General features: G+C 38.8%; 18 protein-coding genes. 11 read left to right on the plus strand and 7 right to left on the minus strand.

The window, feature by feature from the left end; translation table 11 throughout:
• Nucleotides 1–8 precede the first annotated feature (8 nt).
• On the minus strand, nt 9–2,849 hold the full coding sequence (gene barA / locus EMK97_RS15890; RefSeq protein ID WP_130603771.1) for a two-component sensor histidine kinase BarA: 2,841 nt from the start codon (nt 2,847–2,849) through the stop codon (nt 9–11).
• A 161-nt stretch (nt 2,850–3,010) separates the two neighbouring features.
• Between barA and rlmD the strand changes: the two genes are divergently transcribed.
• The 5 genes from rlmD (at nt 3,011) to EMK97_RS15915 (ending at nt 8,709) form a co-directional block, all read left to right on the plus strand.
• Nucleotides 3,011–4,417, plus strand: a complete 1,407-nt coding sequence (gene rlmD / locus EMK97_RS15895; RefSeq protein WP_130603772.1) for a 23S rRNA (uracil(1939)-C(5))-methyltransferase RlmD — start codon at nt 3,011–3,013, stop codon at nt 4,415–4,417.
• Between the two features lie 38 nt (nt 4,418–4,455).
• Nucleotides 4,456–6,645, plus strand: a complete 2,190-nt coding sequence (relA, locus tag EMK97_RS15900) for a GTP diphosphokinase (RefSeq protein ID WP_130603773.1) — start codon at nt 4,456–4,458, stop codon at nt 6,643–6,645.
• Nucleotides 6,645–7,505 carry a nucleoside triphosphate pyrophosphohydrolase gene (gene mazG / locus EMK97_RS15905; protein WP_130603774.1) on the plus strand — a complete coding sequence of 287 codons (861 nt, stop codon included), beginning with the start codon at nt 6,645–6,647 and terminating at the stop codon, nt 7,503–7,505. The genes relA and mazG overlap by 1 nt, the downstream gene beginning before the upstream one ends.
• On the plus strand, nt 7,502–8,104 hold the full coding sequence (locus tag EMK97_RS15910; RefSeq protein WP_130603775.1) for an RNA methyltransferase: 603 nt from the start codon (nt 7,502–7,504) through the stop codon (nt 8,102–8,104). Before mazG ends, EMK97_RS15910 begins: the two co-directional genes overlap by 4 nt.
• 224 nt (nt 8,105–8,328) lie before the next feature.
• Complete coding sequence (locus EMK97_RS15915; protein WP_130603776.1) at nt 8,329–8,709, plus strand: YbaN family protein; 381 nt, start codon at nt 8,329–8,331, stop codon at nt 8,707–8,709.
• 29 nt (nt 8,710–8,738) lie between these two features.
• On the opposite strand, the gene EMK97_RS15920 is transcribed toward EMK97_RS15915, so the two are convergent.
• Nucleotides 8,739–9,335 carry a DUF4202 domain-containing protein gene (locus tag EMK97_RS15920; RefSeq protein WP_130603777.1) on the minus strand — a complete coding sequence of 199 codons (597 nt, stop codon included), beginning with the start codon at nt 9,333–9,335 and terminating at the stop codon, nt 8,739–8,741.
• Nucleotides 9,336–9,604: 269 nt separating this feature from the next.
• Between EMK97_RS15920 and EMK97_RS15925 the strand changes: the two genes are divergently transcribed.
• Nucleotides 9,605–11,242: a CTP synthase gene (locus EMK97_RS15925; protein WP_130603778.1), complete on the plus strand. Its 1,638-nt coding sequence runs from the start codon at nt 9,605–9,607 to the stop codon at nt 11,240–11,242.
• Between the two features lie 114 nt (nt 11,243–11,356).
• Complete coding sequence (gene eno, locus EMK97_RS15930; RefSeq protein ID WP_130603779.1) at nt 11,357–12,655, plus strand: phosphopyruvate hydratase; 1,299 nt, start codon at nt 11,357–11,359, stop codon at nt 12,653–12,655.
• 199 nt (nt 12,656–12,854) lie between these two features.
• Here eno and EMK97_RS15935 read toward each other — a convergent pair whose 3' ends face one another.
• The 3 genes from EMK97_RS15935 to tal all read right to left on the minus strand — a co-directional run bounded on the left by EMK97_RS15935 (nt 12,855) and on the right by tal (nt 15,164).
• On the minus strand, nt 12,855–13,652 hold the full coding sequence (locus tag EMK97_RS15935) for an alpha/beta fold hydrolase (protein WP_130603780.1): 798 nt from the start codon (nt 13,650–13,652) through the stop codon (nt 12,855–12,857).
• 161 nt (nt 13,653–13,813) lie between these two features.
• The gene (locus tag EMK97_RS15940; RefSeq protein WP_130603781.1) at nt 13,814–13,987 is read right to left on the minus strand and encodes a DUF3545 family protein; all 174 of its coding nucleotides are present in this window, start codon (nt 13,985–13,987) and stop codon (nt 13,814–13,816) included.
• 214 nt (nt 13,988–14,201) lie between these two features.
• Complete coding sequence (gene tal, locus EMK97_RS15945; RefSeq protein ID WP_130603782.1) at nt 14,202–15,164, minus strand: transaldolase; 963 nt, start codon at nt 15,162–15,164, stop codon at nt 14,202–14,204.
• Nucleotides 15,165–15,450: 286 nt separating this feature from the next.
• Here tal and yaaA point away from each other — a divergent pair, with 286 nt between their 5' ends.
• The 4 genes from yaaA (at nt 15,451) to EMK97_RS15965 (ending at nt 19,922) form a co-directional block, all read left to right on the plus strand.
• The gene (yaaA, locus tag EMK97_RS15950; RefSeq protein WP_130603783.1) at nt 15,451–16,224 is read left to right on the plus strand and encodes a peroxide stress protein YaaA; all 774 of its coding nucleotides are present in this window, start codon (nt 15,451–15,453) and stop codon (nt 16,222–16,224) included.
• A gap of 51 nt (nt 16,225–16,275) precedes the next feature.
• Nucleotides 16,276–16,809, plus strand: a complete 534-nt coding sequence (locus EMK97_RS15955; RefSeq protein WP_130603784.1) for a TIGR03546 family protein — start codon at nt 16,276–16,278, stop codon at nt 16,807–16,809.
• Nucleotides 16,806–18,584, plus strand: a complete 1,779-nt coding sequence (locus EMK97_RS15960) for a TIGR03545 family protein (RefSeq protein WP_130603785.1) — start codon at nt 16,806–16,808, stop codon at nt 18,582–18,584. Before EMK97_RS15955 ends, EMK97_RS15960 begins: the two co-directional genes overlap by 4 nt.
• 189 nt (nt 18,585–18,773) lie before the next feature.
• Complete coding sequence (locus tag EMK97_RS15965; protein WP_130603786.1) at nt 18,774–19,922, plus strand: hypothetical protein; 1,149 nt, start codon at nt 18,774–18,776, stop codon at nt 19,920–19,922.
• 26 nt (nt 19,923–19,948) lie between these two features.
• On the opposite strand, the gene EMK97_RS15970 is transcribed toward EMK97_RS15965, so the two are convergent.
• Together EMK97_RS15970 and srmB are read right to left on the minus strand one after the other, a co-directional pair.
• Nucleotides 19,949–20,107: a DUF3012 domain-containing protein gene (locus EMK97_RS15970; RefSeq protein ID WP_130603787.1), complete on the minus strand. Its 159-nt coding sequence runs from the start codon at nt 20,105–20,107 to the stop codon at nt 19,949–19,951.
• A gap of 158 nt (nt 20,108–20,265) precedes the next feature.
• The gene (gene srmB / locus EMK97_RS15975; protein ID WP_130603788.1) at nt 20,266–21,525 is read right to left on the minus strand and encodes an ATP-dependent RNA helicase SrmB; all 1,260 of its coding nucleotides are present in this window, start codon (nt 21,523–21,525) and stop codon (nt 20,266–20,268) included.
• Between the last annotated feature and the right edge of the window lie 103 nt (nt 21,526–21,628).

Below are 21,628 nucleotides of genomic sequence, written 5' to 3' on the forward strand. Positions count from 1 at the left end.
GGTATTAATCATGTCGTTTGCTCGTTCAATGCTTTGAGTACTGTTGGAGCGGTATTAAGTACTTGCTCTATATGTTCGAAAAACTCGAAAAATTCTGGTTCTAACTCTTTTGCGGACAAGCCCATTTTGAGTTGGGTTTCTATTTGTTTGGTAATAGTTGCTAAATTAGGGGTGCCAGTATAACAACAAGCACCATTTAGTTTGTGCACTGAACGCTTAAGTTGTTCAATATCTTCTCTTTTTATCGCTTCAGTTATCTCTTCTTGGGTTTTCGGTAAACTATCAATTAATCCTGTTAACATTTCTTTGGCTAGTTCTGTTTTATTAGCACTTCGTTTTAGTGCTAATGACCAATCAATGACTTGGTTGCTGGCACTTTTTTTTACTGGGCTGATTTGTTGTTCAGTAGCGAGGTTGCTTTTTTCTAACTCTGGCTTATTTGCTGTATGAGCCGTAATGAAGTGATCATAGTCACAGTATTCATAAATGACATGGCTCAACATAGTTTCATCAATAGGTTTTGTCATATAGGCATTAAAGCCTTGCTGTTGCATTTTTTCCTTCTCACCACTTAATGCGTGCGCGGTTACTGCGATAATTGGTGTACTATTATTGATGGTCTCTGCTTTGATGGCTTTTAACGTGCTAATGCCATCCATTCCGGGCATTTGTATGTCCATAAATATCAAGGCAAAGGTTTCATTTTTACATAGCTCAACAGCTGATTCGCCATTATCTGCTAAAGTAACTTCTGCAACTTGCTCTAATAATAACGCTTTAATTAGTTTTAAGTTGGCTTCGTTATCATCAACAGCAAGTACCTTAATTGGCAGTATTTTCTTTTCAACCAAGGCGACAGAGGTTTGTTCATTTGCGCTTAATGGCTGAAAAGCTCGACTTAACCCTGCGGCACTTAACGGCTTACTAATACAGCTTGCTGCGCCATTGGCAATCAATGCTTCATGTAAGCTAGGCGAATTGCTATTTAACGCTATATGTACAGCAGGTGTTAGCGGGGTGATATTCGCTATAATTTTTTTCAGCTCACTTAAAGCCGTGGCATTATGGTTATGACCAATAAGGGCATAATCAAAGTTTAAGTTTGCTTGCTTGGCGTGAACTGCTACTTGTTCGAGTTGGTGTTTATTGGTTACGCTGGTAACTTGCATTTGCCAGTGGTTTAAAATGTCGGTAATAGCAGCACGAGTGTGTGGATGCTCCTCATAGAACAGAATGGTTTTATTTACTAAATGATGGTTATCTAGTTCTATCATTAAAGGCAATGAGTTGATTTCACACTGGAAGGTAAACCAAAAACTTGAGCCTTGGTTTTTCTCGCTGGTAAAACCTATATTGCCTGACATTTCTCGAGCTAAACGCTGACAAATAACTAAACCTAAACCTGTACCGCCATATAGACGTGTAATGCTTTGATCTGCTTGAGTAAAGGCATCAAAAATAGTGCGTTGCTGTTTATTAGTCATGCCTATACCTGTATCGGTAACCGTGACTTTTAGCATGATATTTTTCTGATTAACCTCTTCACTGACTACATCTATTTCAACATTACCTTGCGGGGTAAATTTAATGGCATTGCTGATTAGATTCGTGACAATTTGTTTGATGCGCATTGCATCACCCACCAAAGAGTCCGGTAGCTCTTGGTGAACATTAATTGACAGGTTTAAATCTTTTTTGTGGGCAGCTGGCGCTAATAAAGCTAAGGTCTCTTCTAATGATTCACGCAAAGAAAAAGGAATATTCTCAATAACCATCTTACCTGCATCGAGCTTAGAGAAATCTAAAATGTCATTAATGATGGTAAGTAAATTATTTGCAGATCTGTCGATTGTTTGTAGATAATCGCGCTGATTATCTGACAGCGGTGTTTTTAATACTTGTCGTGTGAAGCCAATAACACCGTTAAGAGGCGTTCTTAATTCATGACTCATATTGGCTAAAAATTCAGATTTAACCTTATTGGCTTCTTGTGCTTTACGCTTAGCAATGCTTAATTCTACGTTTTGAATTTCAAATTGCTCTAAGCTTTCACGTAAATCAATGGTGGCTTGATCTATTCCTGATTGCATTTCATTTTGGTAGCTATCAAGTGATTGCGCCATGGCATTAATGCCAGATTTTAAGAAGTTTAGCTCGCCTATGAGCTTGCCACTGACGCGACTTTCTAATTTACCTTCACGTATCTTATCAATAGCATGAACCATAGAGCTAATAGGCTTAGTGACATTTTTGATTAATCTTAGCGCGAAAATGGCGCTAATAAGTGATGCTAGCAAAGCAATGGTAAAAGCAATAAGAATTTGGCTTTGTTGATCAAAGTTAATTTTACTCTTATCAATTTGAATGGCTACATAGCCTATTGCTTGCGCTTTATTTGGGCTAATGTCTACAGCTTGCTGATTGAAACTAATCTGCTCTTCAATAATCGGACTTCTAAAAATAATAAAGTCAGGATGATGCTCAGCCTGTGTATAGTTAGGGATTGCTATGCCCGTAGGTAAGCGCATTAAGTTAGTATCGCCATGATAAGCGCTGGTAACAAACACTTGATGTTCAGGCGTAAAAACAACTACGCTATTAACTATGCTCGATTGGCTTCTATGGCTGAAGCTAATTAACTTTCTAAGTTTTTCCCTGTCTTTTTCTTGAAGGGCATCTTTGCTAGCAATAGCAAGCGGTTCAATAATGCTTTTCGCGCGTTGCTCAATAAAGTTATCTAATTCAATATAGCGGTTATAAGAGAAGTAGCTAGCTAAACCAAAGGCAATAACAATGGTTGGAATGATGGTAAGTAGGATGACCCAGTCTTTAAGGCTTGTTTTATGCATTTCTCTTAAACTTTTCCTTTAGACTTAGTATAAAATAGCGCATTGACGCAAGGATATTATGTTATGAACTAGCTGAATAAACACATAATGTCACAAGCTTGCATGAATTAAAACAGCAAAGGTTTATCGACCTAACTATCGAGCAATGAGATAAAGTATAGATGGCCAATTTTTTTAAAGCCACGACAAAGAATAAAGCCGCTGGAAAACAGTTGACTGTGAAAATAGCAAAACTAGATTCTAATGGCGTTGGTGTAGGTAAATATAATAACAAGCCTGTCTTTGTTGCTGGCGCGCTACCTGGTGAAGTTGTTGAGGTAAAAATATATCAACAAAAAAGTAAATATGCCTTAGCTAAATTATTACAGTTAAAATCAGCTTCTACCCACAGAGAAGAGGTGCGCTGTGCTCATTTTTTTGCCTGTGGTGGCTGTGATATCCAGCACTTACAACATGATCAGCAACTAATTTTTAAACAAGATAAGGTTAGCGAGTTATTTTCTCGGCAAGGGATAGAAGGCGAGCTGCCTTGGCAAGCACCTGTTGTATCATCGCCTTGGGGTTATCGGCGTAAAGCGCGTATTGGTGTTCAGTTTGATAAGGCGCATAATGCGACTATCGGCTTTAGGCAAAAAGCAACCAATCAATTAGCGGCTATTAACTCATGTCCTGTACTTGTTGAAGCACTTACCGATATTTTTCAGCCACTAAAAGCGCTTGTCAGTAACTTAAGTGTACGCAGTGCCATAGGGCACATTGAAGCAATTTACGCTGAAACGCTTCATCAAGAAAACTCAAGACAAGTCACCTTGGTTATTCGACAATTAAAACCGTTAAACAAGGCCGATATATTGCTATGGCAAAGCTTCTCAACAAAACATCACAGTATGATTGTAATTGATGATGGTGACAGTAAACGAAATATTTTTGCTATCAATGATAAACATGCCGATTCAGATACAAGCACTAAGTTGCGCTATTCCTTAGCCTTACCTGCTGATACAGATATAGATATTCATTTTGATAATGATGACTTTATTCAAATAAATGCAGATGTTAATGAAAAAATGGTTTTACAAGCGCTAGCTTGGCTAGCACCGCAAGCAACGGATAATATTTTAGACTTGTTCTGTGGTTTAGGTAACTTTAGTTTAGCGCTTGCTCAACGCTGCCTGCAGGTTATTGGTGTTGAGGGTGTGCAAACTATGGTAGATAAAGCTAGTCAAAATGCACAATTTAATGGCGTGAGCAATTGTCAGTTTTTTCAAGCCGATTTAAATAGTAATTGGCAAGAGCAAGCTTGGTTTAGTGATAATCATTTATCAGAAGACGCTAAACCCAATAAGGTTTTACTAGACCCTGCCCGGGCGGGCGCGGAACAAGCGGTTGCGCAAATTGTTAAGTTAGCCGTTGAAAAAATACTCTATGTCAGTTGCGAGCCAAGTACGTTAGCAAGGGATAGTCAGCATTTATTAAGCCATGGCTATAAAATTAGTAAAATTTCGTTAATAGACATGTTTTCTCACACAAAGCATGTCGAGACTATGGTATTGTTTGAGCGTAAATAATTACCCACAATTTTCTCTCGCACCTAAAGGAACATGTAATGGTTTCGGTAAGAAAATCTCATCAAGTGACGGCAAGCAGCTTTCAGCAGTGGTTAACTGAATTAGAGCTGCAAGAGCAAAAGCAGCAAGCATTAACATTGATGTGGTCAACAATCAGTGAAGTTCAACAAACAGCGTCTGAACTTGCGTTAACTAAAGCCATGGAAATGGTGGAAATACTTGCTTCACTCAACTTAGACAGTGATTCATTAGTTGCAGCTTTTTTAACGCCATTGCTTGATGATGAAGTTATGACCATGGAGCAGGTGCAAGAGCAGTTTTCCAAGCAAATTGTATTGCTGTGTCAAGGTGTTGAGCAGATGGCGGCAATTAAGGCGCTGAGGCAACAACAAGCAGCTCATAATGTTGATAATATACGTCGTATGTTATTGGCAATGGTTGAAGATGTTCGTGCTGTGGTCATTAAGCTTGCTGAGCGTTTATGTGATTTGCGAGAGCAAAAAAATAGCGATGAAGAGAGCCGAGTATTAGCTGCAAAAGAAAGTGCTAATATTTACGCACCGCTGGCAAACCGACTAGGTATTGGTCAGTTAAAGTGGGAGTTGGAAGATATTTCATTTCGCTATCTTCACCCACAAGTTTATAAAAAAATAGCAAAGTTACTTGATGAAACCCGTTTAGAGCGTGAGCAATATATGACGGAGTTTGTCGAGCATTTAAATCAAGAATTGCTCAATTTAAATATTAAGGGAGAAGTGTACGGTCGCCCAAAACATATTTATAGTATTTGGAAGAAAATGCAGCAAAAATCATTAGATTTTGAGCAGCTGTTTGATGTCCGTGCAGTCCGTGTAATTGTTGAAAAAGTGCAAGATTGTTATTCGGCACTGGGTATTGTTCACACTCAGTGGCAGCATTTAGCCAATGAATTTTCAGATTATGTAGCAACGCCAAAAGCCAATGGTTATCAGTCTATTCATACGGTTGTTTTAGGGCCAGAAGGTAAATCGGTTGAGGTGCAAATTAGAACGCAACAAATGCATGATGATGCAGAGCTTGGCGTTGCCGCACATTGGCGTTACAAAGAGGGCAGTGCCAGCGGTAAAGCCAATAGATTTGATGATAAAATTAGCTGGCTAAGAAAAATACTGCAATGGCAAGATGATGTTGCTGAAAGTGGTGAACTACTTGACGAATTACGCAGCCAAGTATTTGAAGATAGAATTTATGTGTTTACGCCAAGTGGTGATGTTATTGATTTACCTATGGGCTCTACACCACTCGATTTTGCTTATTATATTCACTCTAATGTCGGCCATTGCTGCATTGGCGCCAAGGTTTTTGGCAAAATTGTGCCTTTTACTTATCAACTGCAAACGGGTGATCAAGTAGAAGTGTTAACGAGTAACCAGCCTAACCCAAGTCGTGATTGGTTAAACCCTAATTTAAATTACATTCACTCTTCGCGCGCACGTGCTAAGGTGCAGCATTTCTTTAAACAACTCGATAGAGATAAATATATCGTGCAGGGTAAAGAAATGTTTGAAAATGAAATTGCCAAGCACAACTTTACTCAGGTTGATTTAGCATCTGCCGCTGAGCGTTTTAATATGAAAACGGCTGATGATTTATATGCTGCACTTGGCTCAGGTAATGCACGCTTACAGCAAGTGATTAATCACTTTACTCAAATAGAAAATAAGCTTAAGCCTAAAGAAGAGATAGATCCGCAAAGTTTAGTTAGGCATACACCTACGCAGAAAAAACTCGCGGTTGATAGCAACGGTATAACCGTTTCTGGCGTAGGTAACTTGTTAACTCATATGGCGAAGTGTTGTCAGCCTGTACCGGGAGATAGTATCTCTGGTTTTATTACTCAAGGGCGTGGTATTTCGGTACATCGTAGCGACTGCGAGCAGTTTGCCAATGCCTTAAGCCAGCAGCCAGAACGCGAAGTTGAGGTACAATGGGGTAATGAGGATAACAAGCAAAGTTATCAAGCGTCAGCGCAAATTATTGGTAGTGAAAGACAGGGCTTACTACGTGATATCTCAACCATTATTGCCAATGAACGTGTCAGTATTATTGGTATGGAAAGTCATACCGACAACGCCAAGCAAACGGTAAGCATGAATATCACAATGGAAGTCCCTAGTAGCGAACTTTTGCTACGCATATTAGAAAAGCTGCGTCAGTTAGATGATGTAGTTGAAGTAAGACGATTATAATGAGAAAGCACACTTTGAAAGACACTAGTACTAAGTTAACGAGTACTCCATCGATTGATAAATTACGATGGATAATGAAAAGTTTACGTGACCCAGAAAGTGGTTGTCCTTGGGATCTGAAACAAGATTTCGCTTCAATAACTAGGCATACCATTGAAGAAGCGTATGAGGTTGTAGATGCGATTGAACAAAAAGATTACTCGGCGCTTGAAAAGGAGCTAGGTGATTTATTATTTCAAGTAATTTTTTACAGTCAATTAGGGGAAGAACGCGCTTATTTTAGTTTTGACAGCGTAATCGCCGCGATATGTGAGAAACTAATTCGACGACATCCGCATGTGTTTAGTGATTTAGACTTTACCAGTGATGAGCAAATAAAAGCGAATTGGGAAAATGAAAAGATAAAAGAGCGACAGCAGAAACACTTATCAGAATCTGAGCAAAGTACTCAGGTGAGTATTTTGGCTGATATTCCTAAAAGTTTACCTGCGCTGGCGCAAGCGGCAAAAATACAAAAGCGTTGTGCTCATGTTGGCTTTGATTGGCATAATATCAATGATGTTTTTGCCAAAGTAAAAGAAGAAGTCGCAGAAGTTGAAGCTGAACTGACTAACGCTGATAATGAAAAAGCACTGGCAGAAGAGTTAGGTGACTTAATGTTTGCTGTGGTTAATGTATGTCGACATGCCAAACAAGATCCAGAAACCTTACTTCGTCATGCTAATCAAAAATTTACTAAACGATTTCAGCAGGTAGAGCAACAGGTTACCGATTCAGGAAAAAGCTTTACTGAGCATAACCTTGATGAGCTAGAAGTTTATTGGCAAGCAGTTAAACGTCAAGAAAAGGCTAAGTCATGACGGAAGAAGCAATACAAGCTAAGCAAAGCGCGCAAACTGATTTAGCAAAAGTTACTGTCGCTTTAACAAACCCTAAAAGTCCAAGTAATGTTGGTGCTGTTATGCGCGCGGCAGGTTGTTATCAGGTTGATCAAGTGCTCTTTACTGGTAAGCGTTATGCTATGGCAGCAAAACATGGTAGCAAAAAGCTTGCTACTGACACAAAAAAAGCCAGTCGTATCATTCCGTTAACTCACGTAGAAGGCTTTGAAAATGTTAAGCAGTCACTGGCAAATATTCCTAATACAGCTAAAATTGTATGTGTAGACTTAGTGGAGGGAGCGACACCTTTGCCGCATTTTCACCATCCTGAACATGCGATTTATGTTTTTGGTCCTGAAGATGGCACCATTAGCCAACACGTGATTGATGCTGCTGATGAAGTGGTTTATGTACCGACAATAGGGTGTATGAATTTGGCAGCATCAGTCAATGTGCTACTTTATGACAGGTTGGCTAAAACAGAGTTAGCTAAGAATGAAGCGGTTGACGCTGATAATGAGTTAATTCGCCAAAGTCGAGATACCAATAATAAAGTCAAAGTGAAGGTTAGTGCCTAGGACGTGTTGACCTTTGTTTAACAATTCAGCCTCAGCCCCCTAATTCCTAAATAAAAGGGGCAATGGCTATTTTTAACACTAGCGGCATTAGTATTCGCTTATTTGGAACAACCAAACCGCGCTCATACTGCTTTGCTATTGATAAAAATAACTCATTGCTGAAAATATCAACAAAGAACAGCACGCCCTAATATTGGCTCTGTTGTTTTTAAAAGGGAGCGTTAATGGATAATATTGCCAGTAAAAGTAAACTACTTATTTTAAAAAGCATTGGCGTGCTGTTTGTTGGTTTAGCTGTGTTAGGTGTAGTGTTACCCATTTTACCGACAACGCCATTTTTATTGGTTGCCGCAGCTTGTTTTGCTAAATCTTCACCTCGCATGCAAAAGTGGCTTTTGGCGAATAAAACATTTGGCCCCTTGATTCATGATTGGCAAACACATCGCTCTATTCCTCGAAAGGCTAAACGAATCGCCTTATTAACCATTGTGTTATCTGTGGTTTGGTCTGCTTATTTACTTAATGATTTTGCCCTGACTATGCTGGTAGTTGCTCTGGTTGCAGGGCCATTTATTTTTTTATGGCGTTTACCGCTAAGTAAATAGTAATTACTTCGCTTAGCGGCAACCGGGCTTTAAGCAAGCGCTTTACTTACAATAGTACTAAGGTGTGCAGGTAAGGTTAGGCTAAGTGCAATATCATGGCCTTTATCAGACATCTTGTTCCAAGTTAACTGCACAATTCTAATGATTTTTTCTTCGGTATATTTTGCCGCAAACTCATCAAAGTAATGTTGTAAAAAGACTAAACAAGCAACATCTTCTAAGGTTTGGGTATCTGGGTTTGTTTTCAATTTTTCTTTACGTAAAATGGCTGCTGTTTTGTCAATATCTTCAGCACTATAGCCATGACTTGCCATGATTTCAGAGGTAAGCTCTGCGTGGAACTTTCCTTGGGCAATGCGCCATTTGTAATAACCTGCTTTGCCTGGCTCAAATTCCGTTCTTTTTAAGTGCCAGCGTTTAATATGTTGAGCACGAACAGCAATTTGCAGTAATTCATTGGCTTGGGGCCAATATTTTTGCAAGCAAGCAGTCATTTGCTGACCATAAGCGAGTTCTTTCGGTTGCGTTTTTCCGTCAAATTCAATGTGATTAGGGTCTTGGCTGTTAATTTCATCTATTGCAGCTAATACCGAGTTTAATGCTTGGTTATTATTGGCGGTCGTCATTCGTATTTTTGCTCTCAGTACAACGTAAAGAGCATCATGATAACGCTAATTTTAATAGATGAAAGTATTTAGGAAATAAATTTTTATTTTTCTGGAAATTTTGCACTATTATTTGTCATGGGTTGTTATTGTCGTTGGCATGGATTTTGAGTATAATGCGTTCCCGTCCTGCTGATTCGATTTCACTCATGCTAAATTTCATTTTTAGTGCGTTGAATGTATCTCGAGTAAGCGCAAAATTTCTGTTTTTCCTGACTTCTGGGTAGCACATGACAACTAGATATATTTTTGTAACTGGCGGTGTTGTATCGTCTCTTGGTAAAGGTATTGCTGCAGCGTCTTTAGCCGCGATTCTTGAAGCGCGTGGTTTAAAGGTAACCATGCTAAAACTTGATCCTTATATTAATGTTGATCCTGGTACCATGAGTCCAATTCAGCATGGTGAAGTATTTGTTACTGAAGATGGTGCCGAAACTGATCTTGATTTAGGTCACTATGAAAGATTTATTCGTACCAAGATGACTAAAGGCAATAACTTTACTACGGGTCGAATTTATCAAGATATTCTAGCGCGTGAACGTAAAGGTGAATTCCTAGGGGCTACCTTACAAGTTATTCCTCATATTACTAATGATATTAAGCGTCGCGTTGTTGAAGGTGCGGAAGGTTATGATATCGCTATGGTTGAGGTGGGCGGCACTGTAGGTGATATTGAATCACAACCTTTCCTAGAAGCTATCCGTCAATTAGCGACAGAAGTAGGTCGTGAGCGTGCTATGTTTATGCACTTAACTCTTGTACCTTACTTAGCCGCATCAGGTGAAATTAAAACTAAGCCAACTCAACATTCTGTAAAAGATTTACGCTCTATTGGTATTTTGCCAGATATGTTGGTGTGTCGTTCTGATCGTGCTATTCCTAATACAGAAAGAGCAAAAATCGCCTTGTTTACCAACGTAGAAGAGAAAGCTGTTGTTTCTATGCGTGATGTCGACAGTATCTACAAAATCCCGGCGTTATTAAAATCACAAGGTGCTGATGACTTAGTGGTTAACCGTTTTGGCCTAGATGTACCAGAAGCTGATTTAAGTGAATGGGAACAAGTACTTTATCAAGAAGCAAACCCTAAAGGTGAGCTGACTGTGGGTATGATAGGTAAGTATATTGAGCTACCCGATGCCTATAAGTCAGTGAATGAAGCCCTTAAGCACGCTGGGTTGAAAAACCAAGTTACCGTAAACATCAAGTATGTTGACTCGCAAGATGTTGAAGTAAAAGGTGTAGAAATTCTTAAAGAGTTAGACGCTATTTTAGTACCAGGTGGTTTCGGTGAACGTGGTGTTGAAGGGAAGATTTTAGCAGCTCAGTATGCACGTGAAAACAAAGTACCTTATTTAGGTATTTGTTTAGGTATGCAAGTAGCGTTGATTGAGTACGCACGTAATGTTGCCGGTTTAACAGATGCGCACAGTACTGAGTTTAATACCGAAACACCACATCCTGTGATTGGTTTAATCAGTGAATGGTTAGATGAAGAAGGCCAAGTTGAATACCGCAGTGAGCATTCTGACTTAGGCGGTACAATGCGTTTAGGTTCACAATTGTGTCACTTAGTGAAAGGTACCAAAGCGTGCGACGTATATGGTAGTGAAACCATTAATGAAAGACACCGTCATCGTTTTGAGGTAAATAATAACTACCGTGAGCAATTAAGCAAAGCGGGCTTAGTGTTCTCTGGTTTATCTTCTGATAAGAAGTTAGTTGAGATGATTGAAGTGGCTGATCACCCATGGTTTGTAGCGGGTCAATTCCACCCTGAATTTAATTCAACACCTCGTGATGGCCACCCATTATTTGAAAGCTTTATTGCTGCTAGCTTCGAGCTGCAAAAACAGCAATCAAGCTAACCGATTAGTGTTGTTGAAACCGTAGCAAGTGCTGCGGTTTTTACTTTTAATTAAATTATTTTTATCGCTGGTTTATTTAATTAGCGTCATATTAAGTAGGACTTAGGAAAAACAATGTCAAAGATTAGTAAAATTCTTGCGCGTGAAATTATGGACTCTCGTGGTAACCCAACTGTTGAAGTTGATGTTTATTTAGAGTCAGGTGCTTGGGGTCGTGCTGCTGCGCCATCTGGTGCGTCAACAGGCTCTCGTGAAGCATTAGAGTTACGTGACGGTGATAAAGCACGTTATTTAGGTAAAGGTGTTTTGAACGCTGTTGCCGCCGTTAAAGACTCAATTGCACCAGCTTTAGTTGGTCAAAATGCGTTAGAGCAAGCACAAATTGATAAGTTAATGATTGACTTAGATGGCACTGATAACAAAGAAAACTTTGGTGCTAATGCTATCTTAGCTGTGTCTTTAGCGGTAGCAAAAGCTGCGGCAGCTGATAAAGGCGTGCAGTTATTTGAACATATTGCTGATTTAAATGGCACGCCGGGCGTTTACAGCTTACCAGTACCTATGATGAACATTTTAAACGGTGGTGAGCACGCTGATAACAATGTTGATATTCAAGAATTCATGATTCAGCCAGTTGGTGTGAAAAGCTTTTCTGAAGCATTACGTGTTGGTGCCGAAGTATTCCACGCATTAAAGAAAGTACTTTCAAGCAAAGGTTTAAACACAGCCGTGGGTGATGAAGGTGGTTTTGCTCCTGACTTAGCATCTAATGCTGATGCATTAGCGGTAATTAAAGAAGCGATTGCTGCTGCAGGTTATGAATTAGGTACAGATATTACTTTAGCGATGGACTGTGCTGCCTCTGAGTTTTTCGATAGCGAAAAAGGTATTTACGACCTTAAGGGTGAAGGCAAGCAGTTTAGCTCAAATGAGTTCTCTGACTTCTTAGGCGAGTTATGTAAAGAATACCCAATCGTGTCAATTGAAGATGGTTTAGACGAGTCAGATTGGGATGGTTTTAAATACCAAACTGAACTTTTAGGTGACAAGGTACAAATTGTTGGTGATGACTTATTTGTAACTAACACTAAGATCTTAAAAGAAGGTATTGAGAAAGGTATTGCTAACTCTATCTTAATTAAATTCAACCAAATTGGTTCACTAACTGAAACTTTAGCAGCAATTAAAATGGCTAAAGATGCAGGTTATACTGCCGTTATTTCACATCGTAGTGGTGAAACTGAAGATGCGACTATTGCTGATTTAGCCGTAGGTACCGCAGCGGGTCAAATTAAGACAGGTTCTTTATGTCGCTCTGACCGTGTATCTAAGTACAATCAATTATTACGTATTGAAGAGTTCTTAGGTGATAAAGCTGTATATAATGGTCTTTCTGAAATTAAAGGCCAATAATAATCAATACGTTTGCTATATAGCGAATACTACGTCGTTATTTGTACTCATTGACTTACGTCAACTCCGTGCAAATGCCTTGTATTATTACTATATAGCTACAGTATTCATCATTATTTTATTTTGATAAAAGTAATTAATAAAAACGCAGCGTTAGCTGCGTTTTTTATGCTTGTGATTTTGCTCGGTAATTTACACCTTAAGAAAACTCTTTAATTGTCTCCATAATCAATTGTGCGGTTTCTTCTGGCCTTTCTAGTGGGAACATATGACCCCCAGGTACACTTGCTAAGTGCATGGTCTTATTTAACTTAACAAACTTCTTAAAATAATGAATAGGACAAACATCGGTTTGCTCCGCGTAAATAAGCTTGGCTGGTACGGTTAGCTTATTTTTATATGAGCTTAAGTTAGTGGGTAAATCCCTAAAAATATTCGCTTCTACTTTTGCGCTAAAGGCGAGCTCTAATTGATCATTTCGCTTCACGATACCGTGCTTTACATAGTCATTTAGACAGCGAGCATCAAAATTTTTAAACAAGCTTCTTCTGGAAAAAAGCTCAGCGACATTACTGCCAATAGGCCAATGGCTTCGACGCTTTTTCGCTCTTCCTGCGGGGCTGAACTTATCAATTAGCGGTGTTTTCTTAATCAGGCGCGCTATCATGGCTACAGAGCCGGTAAATACTGGCGGATCTATCATGATCAAGCCTTTAAATAAGTCAGGCCGTTGGCATGCGGCAATAAAAGATAATACCCCGCCAAAAGAGTGACCAACAGCAACAACAGGCTCGGCAAAGTTATGCTCTTGCTCAACAAAGTTAATCAGCTGTTCAACAAGTGGTTGCCAATTATTTTTAATAGGGTATTTAGGGTCGTGCCCATACTTGTCCAGCGCAATAACATTAATGTTATCAGGAAAATAGTTGAAAAGGGTTTGATAACTTCCTGCGGGAAAGCCGTTAGCATGAACGAAATTAACTGTGGTTTGTGTCATTGAGCTAGACAAATAAGTAAAATATCAGACAAAGTTAAACGGGTGTTTGAATAATGTCAATCGATTAAAGTGGCAATTAAAAGGCAGCTGACTTTTTCTAGCTTATTTAGGCATTAAAAAACCCAGTGTGAATACTGGGTTTTTGTCTTTATGATGGATGATTAAAACTCATCTAACATATATTCTAAGGAATCGTCGTATATCCTTAGTTCCTTCTCTAGTTGAAACTTATCTCTTAGTGACTCAATCTCACGCCATTTTCTTTTTTTTGTTGGTGCTGTGCGATTGTTTACTGGTTGAGTAACTGACTCTAATATTTGATTACTATTGTCCATAAAGCGCCCCTTATTTCCTAAAAAATAAAAACAACTGTAGTAATAGTCAGTCAAATAGACTTCTTTGGTTCGAAGTACGTACTGACTTAATACAATTTAATATCACACTTTTTTACGCTTTAAAACGAAAAAACGCATATTTTTTAGAAAATATGCGTTTTATTTAGACTAAAGTTGCTGTGCAATTAGCCGGAAACTAGGTTTATTAAAGTGCTTAGAGCATTTCCTTTAACTGTGCTTCTAGTTTTTCTTGGTCAATAGTGAAGTTACGAATACCTTCGGCTAACTTTTCTGTTGCCATGGCATCTTGGTTCATTTGCCAGCGGAATTCAGCTTGTGAAAGCGGCGTTTCATTGCTTGGTGCGGCGTCGCCAGCAGTCAATTTTTCTACAACTGGCGCTGTGTTATTATCTAATTCATCCATTAACTGTGGGCTAATAGTTAAACGGTCACAGCCTGCTAATTCAAGGATTTCTCCTGTGTTTCTAAAGCTAGCTCCCATTACTACTGTATTGTAGCCCTGTGATTTATAGTAGTTATAGATATTGGTTACTGAAATAACACCAGGATCTTCATTGCTCGCGTAGTCGGTTTTACCTGTATCTTTTTTGTACCAATCGAGAATACGACCAACAAAAGGTGAGATAAGGTAAGCGCCAGCTTCTGCACACGCTCTCGCTTGAGCAAAACTAAATAGCAAGGTTAAATTACAGTTAATACCTTGCTTTTCAAGCTGTTCAGCGGCTTTAATACCTTCCCATGTTGAAGCAAGTTTAATTAAAATTCTATCATTGCTAATGCCAGCTTCGTTATACATGGCCATTAGCTTATGTGCTTTGTCGATTGACGCTTGGCTATCAAAAGAAAGTCTGGCATCAACTTCGGTTGAAATACGACCAGGAATAATCTTTAGAATTTCTAAACCAATTAATACTGAAAGCTTGTCTGCTGCATCGATAACTTGCTGCTCGCTATCATTTGATTGCTCTTTTGCCCAAGCAACAGCTTGATTTAATAATGGCTGATAGTTGCTTAAGCCAGCAGCTTTAAGTACCAAAGAAGGGTTAGTGGTAGCGTCTTGTGGTTGGAATTTTGCGATAGCTTCAATATCACCTGTGTCGGCGACAACTGTAGTCATTTGTTTTAACTGGGTAAGTTGTGAAGATGGGTTTGTCATGACGATACCTTATTTTATCTCTGGAAAATGTCTTTAAATGGGCGATTTGCCATTATATGAATGTAGCTGTTGAAATATTACAACAAAAATTACTAAATGTACCTTGTAAAAGGCACTTTATTGTCTATTTATGTAAAAAAAATGACAAAATTACAAGTTTTACTAAATTAAGGTGCTTGTTTATTGACAAGTAGGATAACTATTCCCATGCACTAGGCTTATGTTATAGTTGTCATACCCCTGAAATTTAAGGCATTTGCCACGTTATTTATACTAAAGAGCTCTTATGTTACTTGTTGTTTCTCCTGCAAAAAAATTAGATTATGAATCACCGTTAGCTACAGATAAATTCACTCAAGCAAGTTTACTTGAGCAAAGTCAGCTGTTAATTAATGATTGTGTTAAGTTATCACCAGATGAAATTGCGACGCTAATGAAATTAAGTGATAAATTAGCTGGATTAAATGCAGCGCGATTTGGTCAGTGGTCATTACCTTTTACCCCTGATAATGCGAGACAAGCAGTGCTTAGCTTTAATGGTGATGTTTATGCTGGCCTTGATGCGGCGAGCTTTTCTGAACAAGACTTTGATTTTGCTCAGCAGCACTTGCGTATTCTGTCAGGGTTATATGGCCTACTAAGACCTTTAGATTTGATGCAAGCTTATCGATTAGAAATGGGTACTAAACTTAAGAATTGTCGTGGTGAAAACTTGTATCAATTTTGGGGCGATATTATTACCAATGAGCTAAATAAAACCCTTGCAGAGACGGGGGATACGACATTGGTAAATTTAGCGTCGACGGAATATTTTAAATCAGTAAAGAAAAAGTCATTAAAGGCAGATATTATTACACCAGCGTTTAAAGATTGGAAAAACGGTCAATATAAGATGATCAGTTTTTATGCTAAAAAAGCACGTGGCTTAATGGCGCGTTACGCGATTCAAAATCAAATTACTGATGCCGAGCAATTAAAAGGTTTTGATGTTGCTGGTTATGAATTTAACGAGAGCTTATCGAAAGGCAATGATTGGGTTTTTACCCGTAAAGAATCCTAGTGATCTTCCACTATACTTAAATGACTGTCTCGCATTTCAAAAGGAGAGGATATGTTAACCTTGTTGGCTAAATTATTTCATGCGCTTAATAGCGATAGTTCCGTGCGGCAAATTGCACTGGCTATTGCCTTTGGCTTTGTCTTTGCTTTAGCACCATTATTTACCCTGCAAAATGTTGTAATTCTTTTTATTGTTCTGCTTATTCGAGTACATCTTGGTAGCTTTATTTTAGCCGCTGGCTTTTTCTCGGGCGTCAGTTATTTAATTTCTCCTCTCATTGTTAATCTTGGTGAGTATTTGCTTACTCATGATTCACTGCAAGGTGTGTTTTCTAGCTTGTATCAAATTGGTTTATTTAAGTTGGCGCATTGGCACCATACCTATACTTTAGGTGCTCTTGTGTTAGGTGTTATCTTTGCTGTACCTGTGTACTTTATTGCTAAAGCCTTGATTGAAAAATATCGCGTACATATCAAAGCCTTTTTTGAAAAATTTCGTGTGGTACAGGCGCTTAAGGCATCTAAATTTTATCGCCTTTATTTAAGTTTATCTGGTAATAACAATAGTATTGGAGCTGGGTTATGAGCCGTTTTATTCGCTGGCAGGGCTTAATTGGCTTTGTTGCTATTATCGCATTAATAGCCGCTTTTGTTTATGTGTTTGCAGGAAGTCTGGCAAAGTCGGCATTGGTTAAGGGTAGTGAGCAAGCCTTTGGTGCTGAAGTTAATATTGCCGATGTTGATGTTAATTTTATACCGCTAGCAATTACTATTAATGAAATGCAAGTAACCGATAAAACTCAGCCGAGCCATAATGTTTTTGCTTTTAGTAAGGCGACAGCCTCGGTTGATGTTTGGCAATACCTCTTTGGTAAAATTATAGTAGAGCAGTTAGATGTGGTTGATTTATCTTTTGCCGAGCTTAGGACAAAACCAGGTAAAGTATATCAGCAAGTCGATGCTGAAAAGGAGCAAGAAGACTCGTTAAAGTCGCTTTTACCTGAATTTGATTTACAGCTACCTGATAGTAAAACCTTGCTTGAAAATAGCAACTTACATACGGTGAAAAGTGCTCAAGCTTTACAAGTTACCTATAAGGAAGAGCAACAAAAGCTAAAAGCATTAAAAGCTGACTTACCCAGTAAAGAATCGTTAAAGCAGTATCAAGCTGAAGTTAAAGCATTAGGCAAAGTTAAGGTTAAATCACTAGAAGATTTGCAGAAAGTTAAAGCTGACTTTGACAAGATTAAAGCTAAGTTTGCCAAAGATAAAGCGGTTGTTGATAAAGCCAAAGAAACATTGTTGGCGAGTAAAAGTAAAATTACTCAGCAATTAAATGACTTAAAAGCAGCACCAGCGAAAGATTGGCAGGAAATAGAGCAAAAATATCAGCTAGATAATATTGGCGCTGAAGATTTCGCCCATATTTTATTTGGTGAGCAAGCACGAGATTATATTGAAAAGTTTAATAGCATTTACCCGTTAATTGAGCCTATGATATCCGGTGATTCAACCAATGAAGAAGTCATTGCTGAGAAGTCTAAAGCAACAGGTCGCTTCGTCTACTTTGAGGATGAAACGCCACTACCCTCATTTTTGTTAAAGCGCGCTCACATTAAAGTCAATTTACCGCAGGGCGAGTTTAGTATTCAAGCTAACGAAATTACTCACCAGCATTGGTATAGAAATTTACCTAGTCGTATCGATATAAGCTCAGCGGTTAAAGGGCAAGTGGCAGCAAGTAGCCAGTTTAGCGTGGCGAAAAGTGGTCAATTTACTAGTAAAGGTAACTGGCAAGTGAATGACTTTACTGTGAAAGACAGTGAAATTAGCCAAAGTAAGGCGTTGGCGATCACCTTAAATAAGGGCATGCTAAGCGGTAGTGGTGATTACAGTTTAGTGGATAGCCAACTCGGTGCAAGTGCCAAGCTAGCGCTTGCTCAGGCGCAATATTCAGGCGAGGCCAGCACTAAGTTTACTAATATAGTGCTCGATACTATTAAGTCACTTGATGTTTTAGAGTTTGCTTTAACAGCTATGGGGCCAGTGACAGAGCCTGAGCTAAGTGTCTCTTCAAGTTTAGATAAAGCCTTATCAGGTGCTTTTAAGCAGCAGGTTGCCAATAAATTAACTGAGTTTAAAGGCAGTATTAATGCAGGATTAAATGAGAAGGTGTCGCAATCAATCACATCAAATGATGCACAAGCCGCTGAACTAGTTGATTTTGAAGCCTTATTAACTGATACCGACAATGTGCTTGAACAATTACAAAATTCTGATGTGGTTAAGCAGCAGCAAGAGAAATTAGAAGATAAAGCGAAAGATAAATTGAAGAAAAAGCTCGGTAAGTTATTTGGCTAAGTCTTAAAGGTTTCAGCAGTAGAAACCTTTTAGGCAGCCTCTTACAATTAACAGAGAAAAGCTGGTGATTTATCACCGGCTTTTTTTGTGCTTTTTACTTGATTAATAGCAAGGACTGAAATTTGGGTATATTGTATAAATTGATTTTAATAAAGTTAGTGTCAGCTAGTTGCAGCAGGGAAGAACCGAATGAAGAAAGTGATATTGAGCTTAGTGATAATTTGTTTAGGTGTAGGTCTATTTATTTGGTTACAGCCTATTGATACTGATCAGCAAGATAACAGTGCTATTTTGCAGCTTGCCTTGCCGAAAGAGAGCATTACAGAAGTCAGTCATTTGAGCAAAAGTGAACTTCAGGCTGCACCAGTCATAAAATCAGTACTGCCCGTTGAAGATAAAACCGATGCTACTACTGATGAGCGTATTGAACCCTATATTTATAACTGCTCAGATTCGCCTCTAGAGAATGCTGATATTGATGAGAAAAAATTAGTGTATTTTTTATCTGAGCTGGCGCAATCTAATAATCAAGAACAGCGTTTAATTCATACCTTATTTCAACAGCACGAAGATATCTCAGCTCGCTATGATGCGCTATTAGCTTACAATGATGAGTTTCCTGGTCAGCCCTATGTAATGATGGGATTGATTGGTTTCTGCTCGTCAGGTGAGGTTAATTGTCAGGCTGATATCTTAAGCCAAGCAGCCACAGCAGATAAAGATAATGGTGCTTTGTGGCTAACCTTAGCGAATTACTATTTATCGATAGGGGATATTGAAAACGGTGAGCAAGCACTAAATCAGGTCGTCAGCAGTATTGCTTTTCATGACTATATTTACGACAAAGTACAGCTTTTTATGCAAATAGCAAAGGGGGCGGATAGCATGAGCTTTCAAGAGCGTGCGCTTATCGCAACGGGTCATTTAGCGGCAGAGTCACTTTGGCTGAGTCATGTTGCTCAGTACTGTCAGGGAAAACTAGCCAATGTCGATCCTGATGGACAACTGTGTTTTGATGTTGGCACTGTTTTAGAGTCGCAAGGCAGCAACGCATTGGTAAACTTAATCGGTATTAATTTTCAGTTGCAACAGTTTGAAGAAAAGGAACAAAACACTGAAAAAGCGCTTTTGGAGCAACGCAAAAACAACATGTTAACCTTATCTGGTTCAGATCAGGTATGGCAGGCTGAAATATTAAAGTTCTATGATGAGAAATTATTTAATCATTGGCTGGCAAATGCGGTTAACTATGGCGAGCAGAAAGCACAACAATTATTAATAGCTGAAGCGATTGAATTATCAAAAAATGAATACTATAACCCTTGCCCAGCGCAATAGTTATAGTATTCAATTGCTATTATGTCTTAGAAAATGCAGTGTTTAGCAAAATCTTTAGATTCAGTGGCTGTCCAGTCACCTTTAGGTTTTTCTTTCATCTGCTCACACCATTCATCACTGCCAATGGCGGGCGAACATGCGCTTAGAATAATGGTTGATAGCAGGGCTAACATCGCTTTTTTCATGGTAAGTTCTCAATATAAATGACTAATGGCTGACGATAATAAAATGTTCAGCCATTATTAACAATAAGCTTTGTCGCCTATTTTTTATTAAACGCTTACGGGTAAGCTAATTTAACTAATTTAGTACCGTTATTATGATGCCAACATAGTAACTAAGCTTAGGCCTTCTTCGCTTGTTTGGCTTTTTTCAGCTTTTTCTTGGCTTGCTTTTTCGCTTTAGCCTTTTTCTGCGCCGGCGTTAATTTAACTTTAGCCTTTTTATTGGCCACACGTGCTTCTTTATTTTTTGGTCTAAGCTCTTCAATAACACGTCTTTGCAAACGTTCTTTCATGTAGCGCTCAATTTTACCTATGACCGGCATATCGTGAGCTTCAACTAATGAAATAGCAGTACCTTTGTTACCAGCACGACCTGTTCTGCCAATGCGGTGTAAGTAAATGTCTGCTTTACGTGGCATATCAAAGTTAATAACATGGGTAATATCATCAATATCTAAACCACGTGCGGCGACATCGGTGGCAACTAATACGCTAATTTCGCCACTTTTGACTCTTTCAACGGCTTTATTGCGCTTATCTTGCGGCATTTTTCCTTCTAGCCATACGCAAGGGATTTCATCACCATATAACTTGCCAGATAAGAACTGAACGGTTTCTCGCTTGTTAGCGAAAACCACAGCACGCTTTACTTGCTCTTGCTTTAAAATATTCAGTAATAATTGTAATTTGTGCTGAGCGTTATCAGCTAAATGCATCCACTGATGAATAACCGCTTTTTCTTTACGCGATGGGTTTGACTCTAAAAATACTGGCTCTGATAGTACTTCTTTAGCAAACTTTAATACACCAGCACCTTCTAAGGTAGCTGAAAACAACATGGTTTGTTTACGCCAGCGCGACTCAGCAACAATGCGATTGATTGTTTCTCTAAAGCCCATGTCTAGCATGCGATCTGCTTCATCAAGGATCAGAATTTCAATATCGCGGGTATCAAACTGTTCATTTTCAATATATTCAAGCAAACGCCCAGGGGTTGCGACAAGAATATCCGTAGTACTGTTTAAGATGTCATTATGGCTACCATAATTAACACCACCGGTAATCACCCCTGTTTTTACATTACAAAGCTCGGTGAGTTTCTCGCTGTCTTCACCAATTTGTAGTGCCAGCTCTCTCGTTGGTGTAAGTATTAACACACGTGGAAAGCCAGGTTTATTGCGAGGGTAGTCTAATAAATGCTGAGCGGCAGGTAATAAAAATGACGCTGTTTTACCTGTGCCAGTTGGCGCAGAAGCTAAAACATCTTTACCTGTCATGGCTTCAGGGATAACCAACTCTTGAATAGAGGTCGGCTTTTTATAGCCAATTTTTTTGATACTGGCTAGTAACTCAGAATCAAGTTCGAACTGCTCAAACATAAGGGATATTTCACTAAAATAATACGATTGAAAAAGATGGCCTGATTATAGTGCCTTGTTAGGTGATTTACTAAAACTTTGTGGAAACTTTCGCAAGTTTCCA

Origin of the sequence: Litorilituus sediminis (assembly GCF_004295665.1) — a bacterium.
In the GTDB taxonomy this organism is placed as follows: domain Bacteria; phylum Pseudomonadota; class Gammaproteobacteria; order Enterobacterales; family Alteromonadaceae; genus Colwellia; species Colwellia sediminis.

Bases quoted from the DNA above. Each gene is read 5' to 3' on its own strand.
- barA (WP_130603771.1), bottom strand. From the start codon at position 2,849: ATGCATAAAACAAGCCTTAAAGACTGGGTCATCCTACTTACCATCATT.
- rlmD (WP_130603772.1), top strand. From the start codon at position 3,011: ATGGCCAATTTTTTTAAAGCCACGACAAAGAATAAAGCCGCTGGAAAA.
- relA (WP_130603773.1), top strand. From the start codon at position 4,456: ATGGTTTCGGTAAGAAAATCTCATCAAGTGACGGCAAGCAGCTTTCAG.
- mazG (WP_130603774.1), top strand. From the start codon at position 6,645: ATGAGAAAGCACACTTTGAAAGACACTAGTACTAAGTTAACGAGTACT.
- EMK97_RS15910 (WP_130603775.1), top strand. From the start codon at position 7,502: ATGACGGAAGAAGCAATACAAGCTAAGCAAAGCGCGCAAACTGATTTA.
- EMK97_RS15915 (WP_130603776.1), top strand. From the start codon at position 8,329: ATGGATAATATTGCCAGTAAAAGTAAACTACTTATTTTAAAAAGCATT.
- EMK97_RS15920 (WP_130603777.1), bottom strand. From the start codon at position 9,335: ATGACGACCGCCAATAATAACCAAGCATTAAACTCGGTATTAGCTGCA.
- EMK97_RS15925 (WP_130603778.1), top strand. From the start codon at position 9,605: ATGACAACTAGATATATTTTTGTAACTGGCGGTGTTGTATCGTCTCTT.
- eno (WP_130603779.1), top strand. From the start codon at position 11,357: ATGTCAAAGATTAGTAAAATTCTTGCGCGTGAAATTATGGACTCTCGT.
- EMK97_RS15935 (WP_130603780.1), bottom strand. From the start codon at position 13,652: ATGACACAAACCACAGTTAATTTCGTTCATGCTAACGGCTTTCCCGCA.
- EMK97_RS15940 (WP_130603781.1), bottom strand. From the start codon at position 13,987: ATGGACAATAGTAATCAAATATTAGAGTCAGTTACTCAACCAGTAAAC.
- tal (WP_130603782.1), bottom strand. From the start codon at position 15,164: ATGACAAACCCATCTTCACAACTTACCCAGTTAAAACAAATGACTACA.
- yaaA (WP_130603783.1), top strand. From the start codon at position 15,451: ATGTTACTTGTTGTTTCTCCTGCAAAAAAATTAGATTATGAATCACCG.
- EMK97_RS15955 (WP_130603784.1), top strand. From the start codon at position 16,276: ATGTTAACCTTGTTGGCTAAATTATTTCATGCGCTTAATAGCGATAGT.
- EMK97_RS15960 (WP_130603785.1), top strand. From the start codon at position 16,806: ATGAGCCGTTTTATTCGCTGGCAGGGCTTAATTGGCTTTGTTGCTATT.
- EMK97_RS15965 (WP_130603786.1), top strand. From the start codon at position 18,774: ATGAAGAAAGTGATATTGAGCTTAGTGATAATTTGTTTAGGTGTAGGT.
- EMK97_RS15970 (WP_130603787.1), bottom strand. From the start codon at position 20,107: ATGAAAAAAGCGATGTTAGCCCTGCTATCAACCATTATTCTAAGCGCA.
- srmB (WP_130603788.1), bottom strand. From the start codon at position 21,525: ATGTTTGAGCAGTTCGAACTTGATTCTGAGTTACTAGCCAGTATCAAA.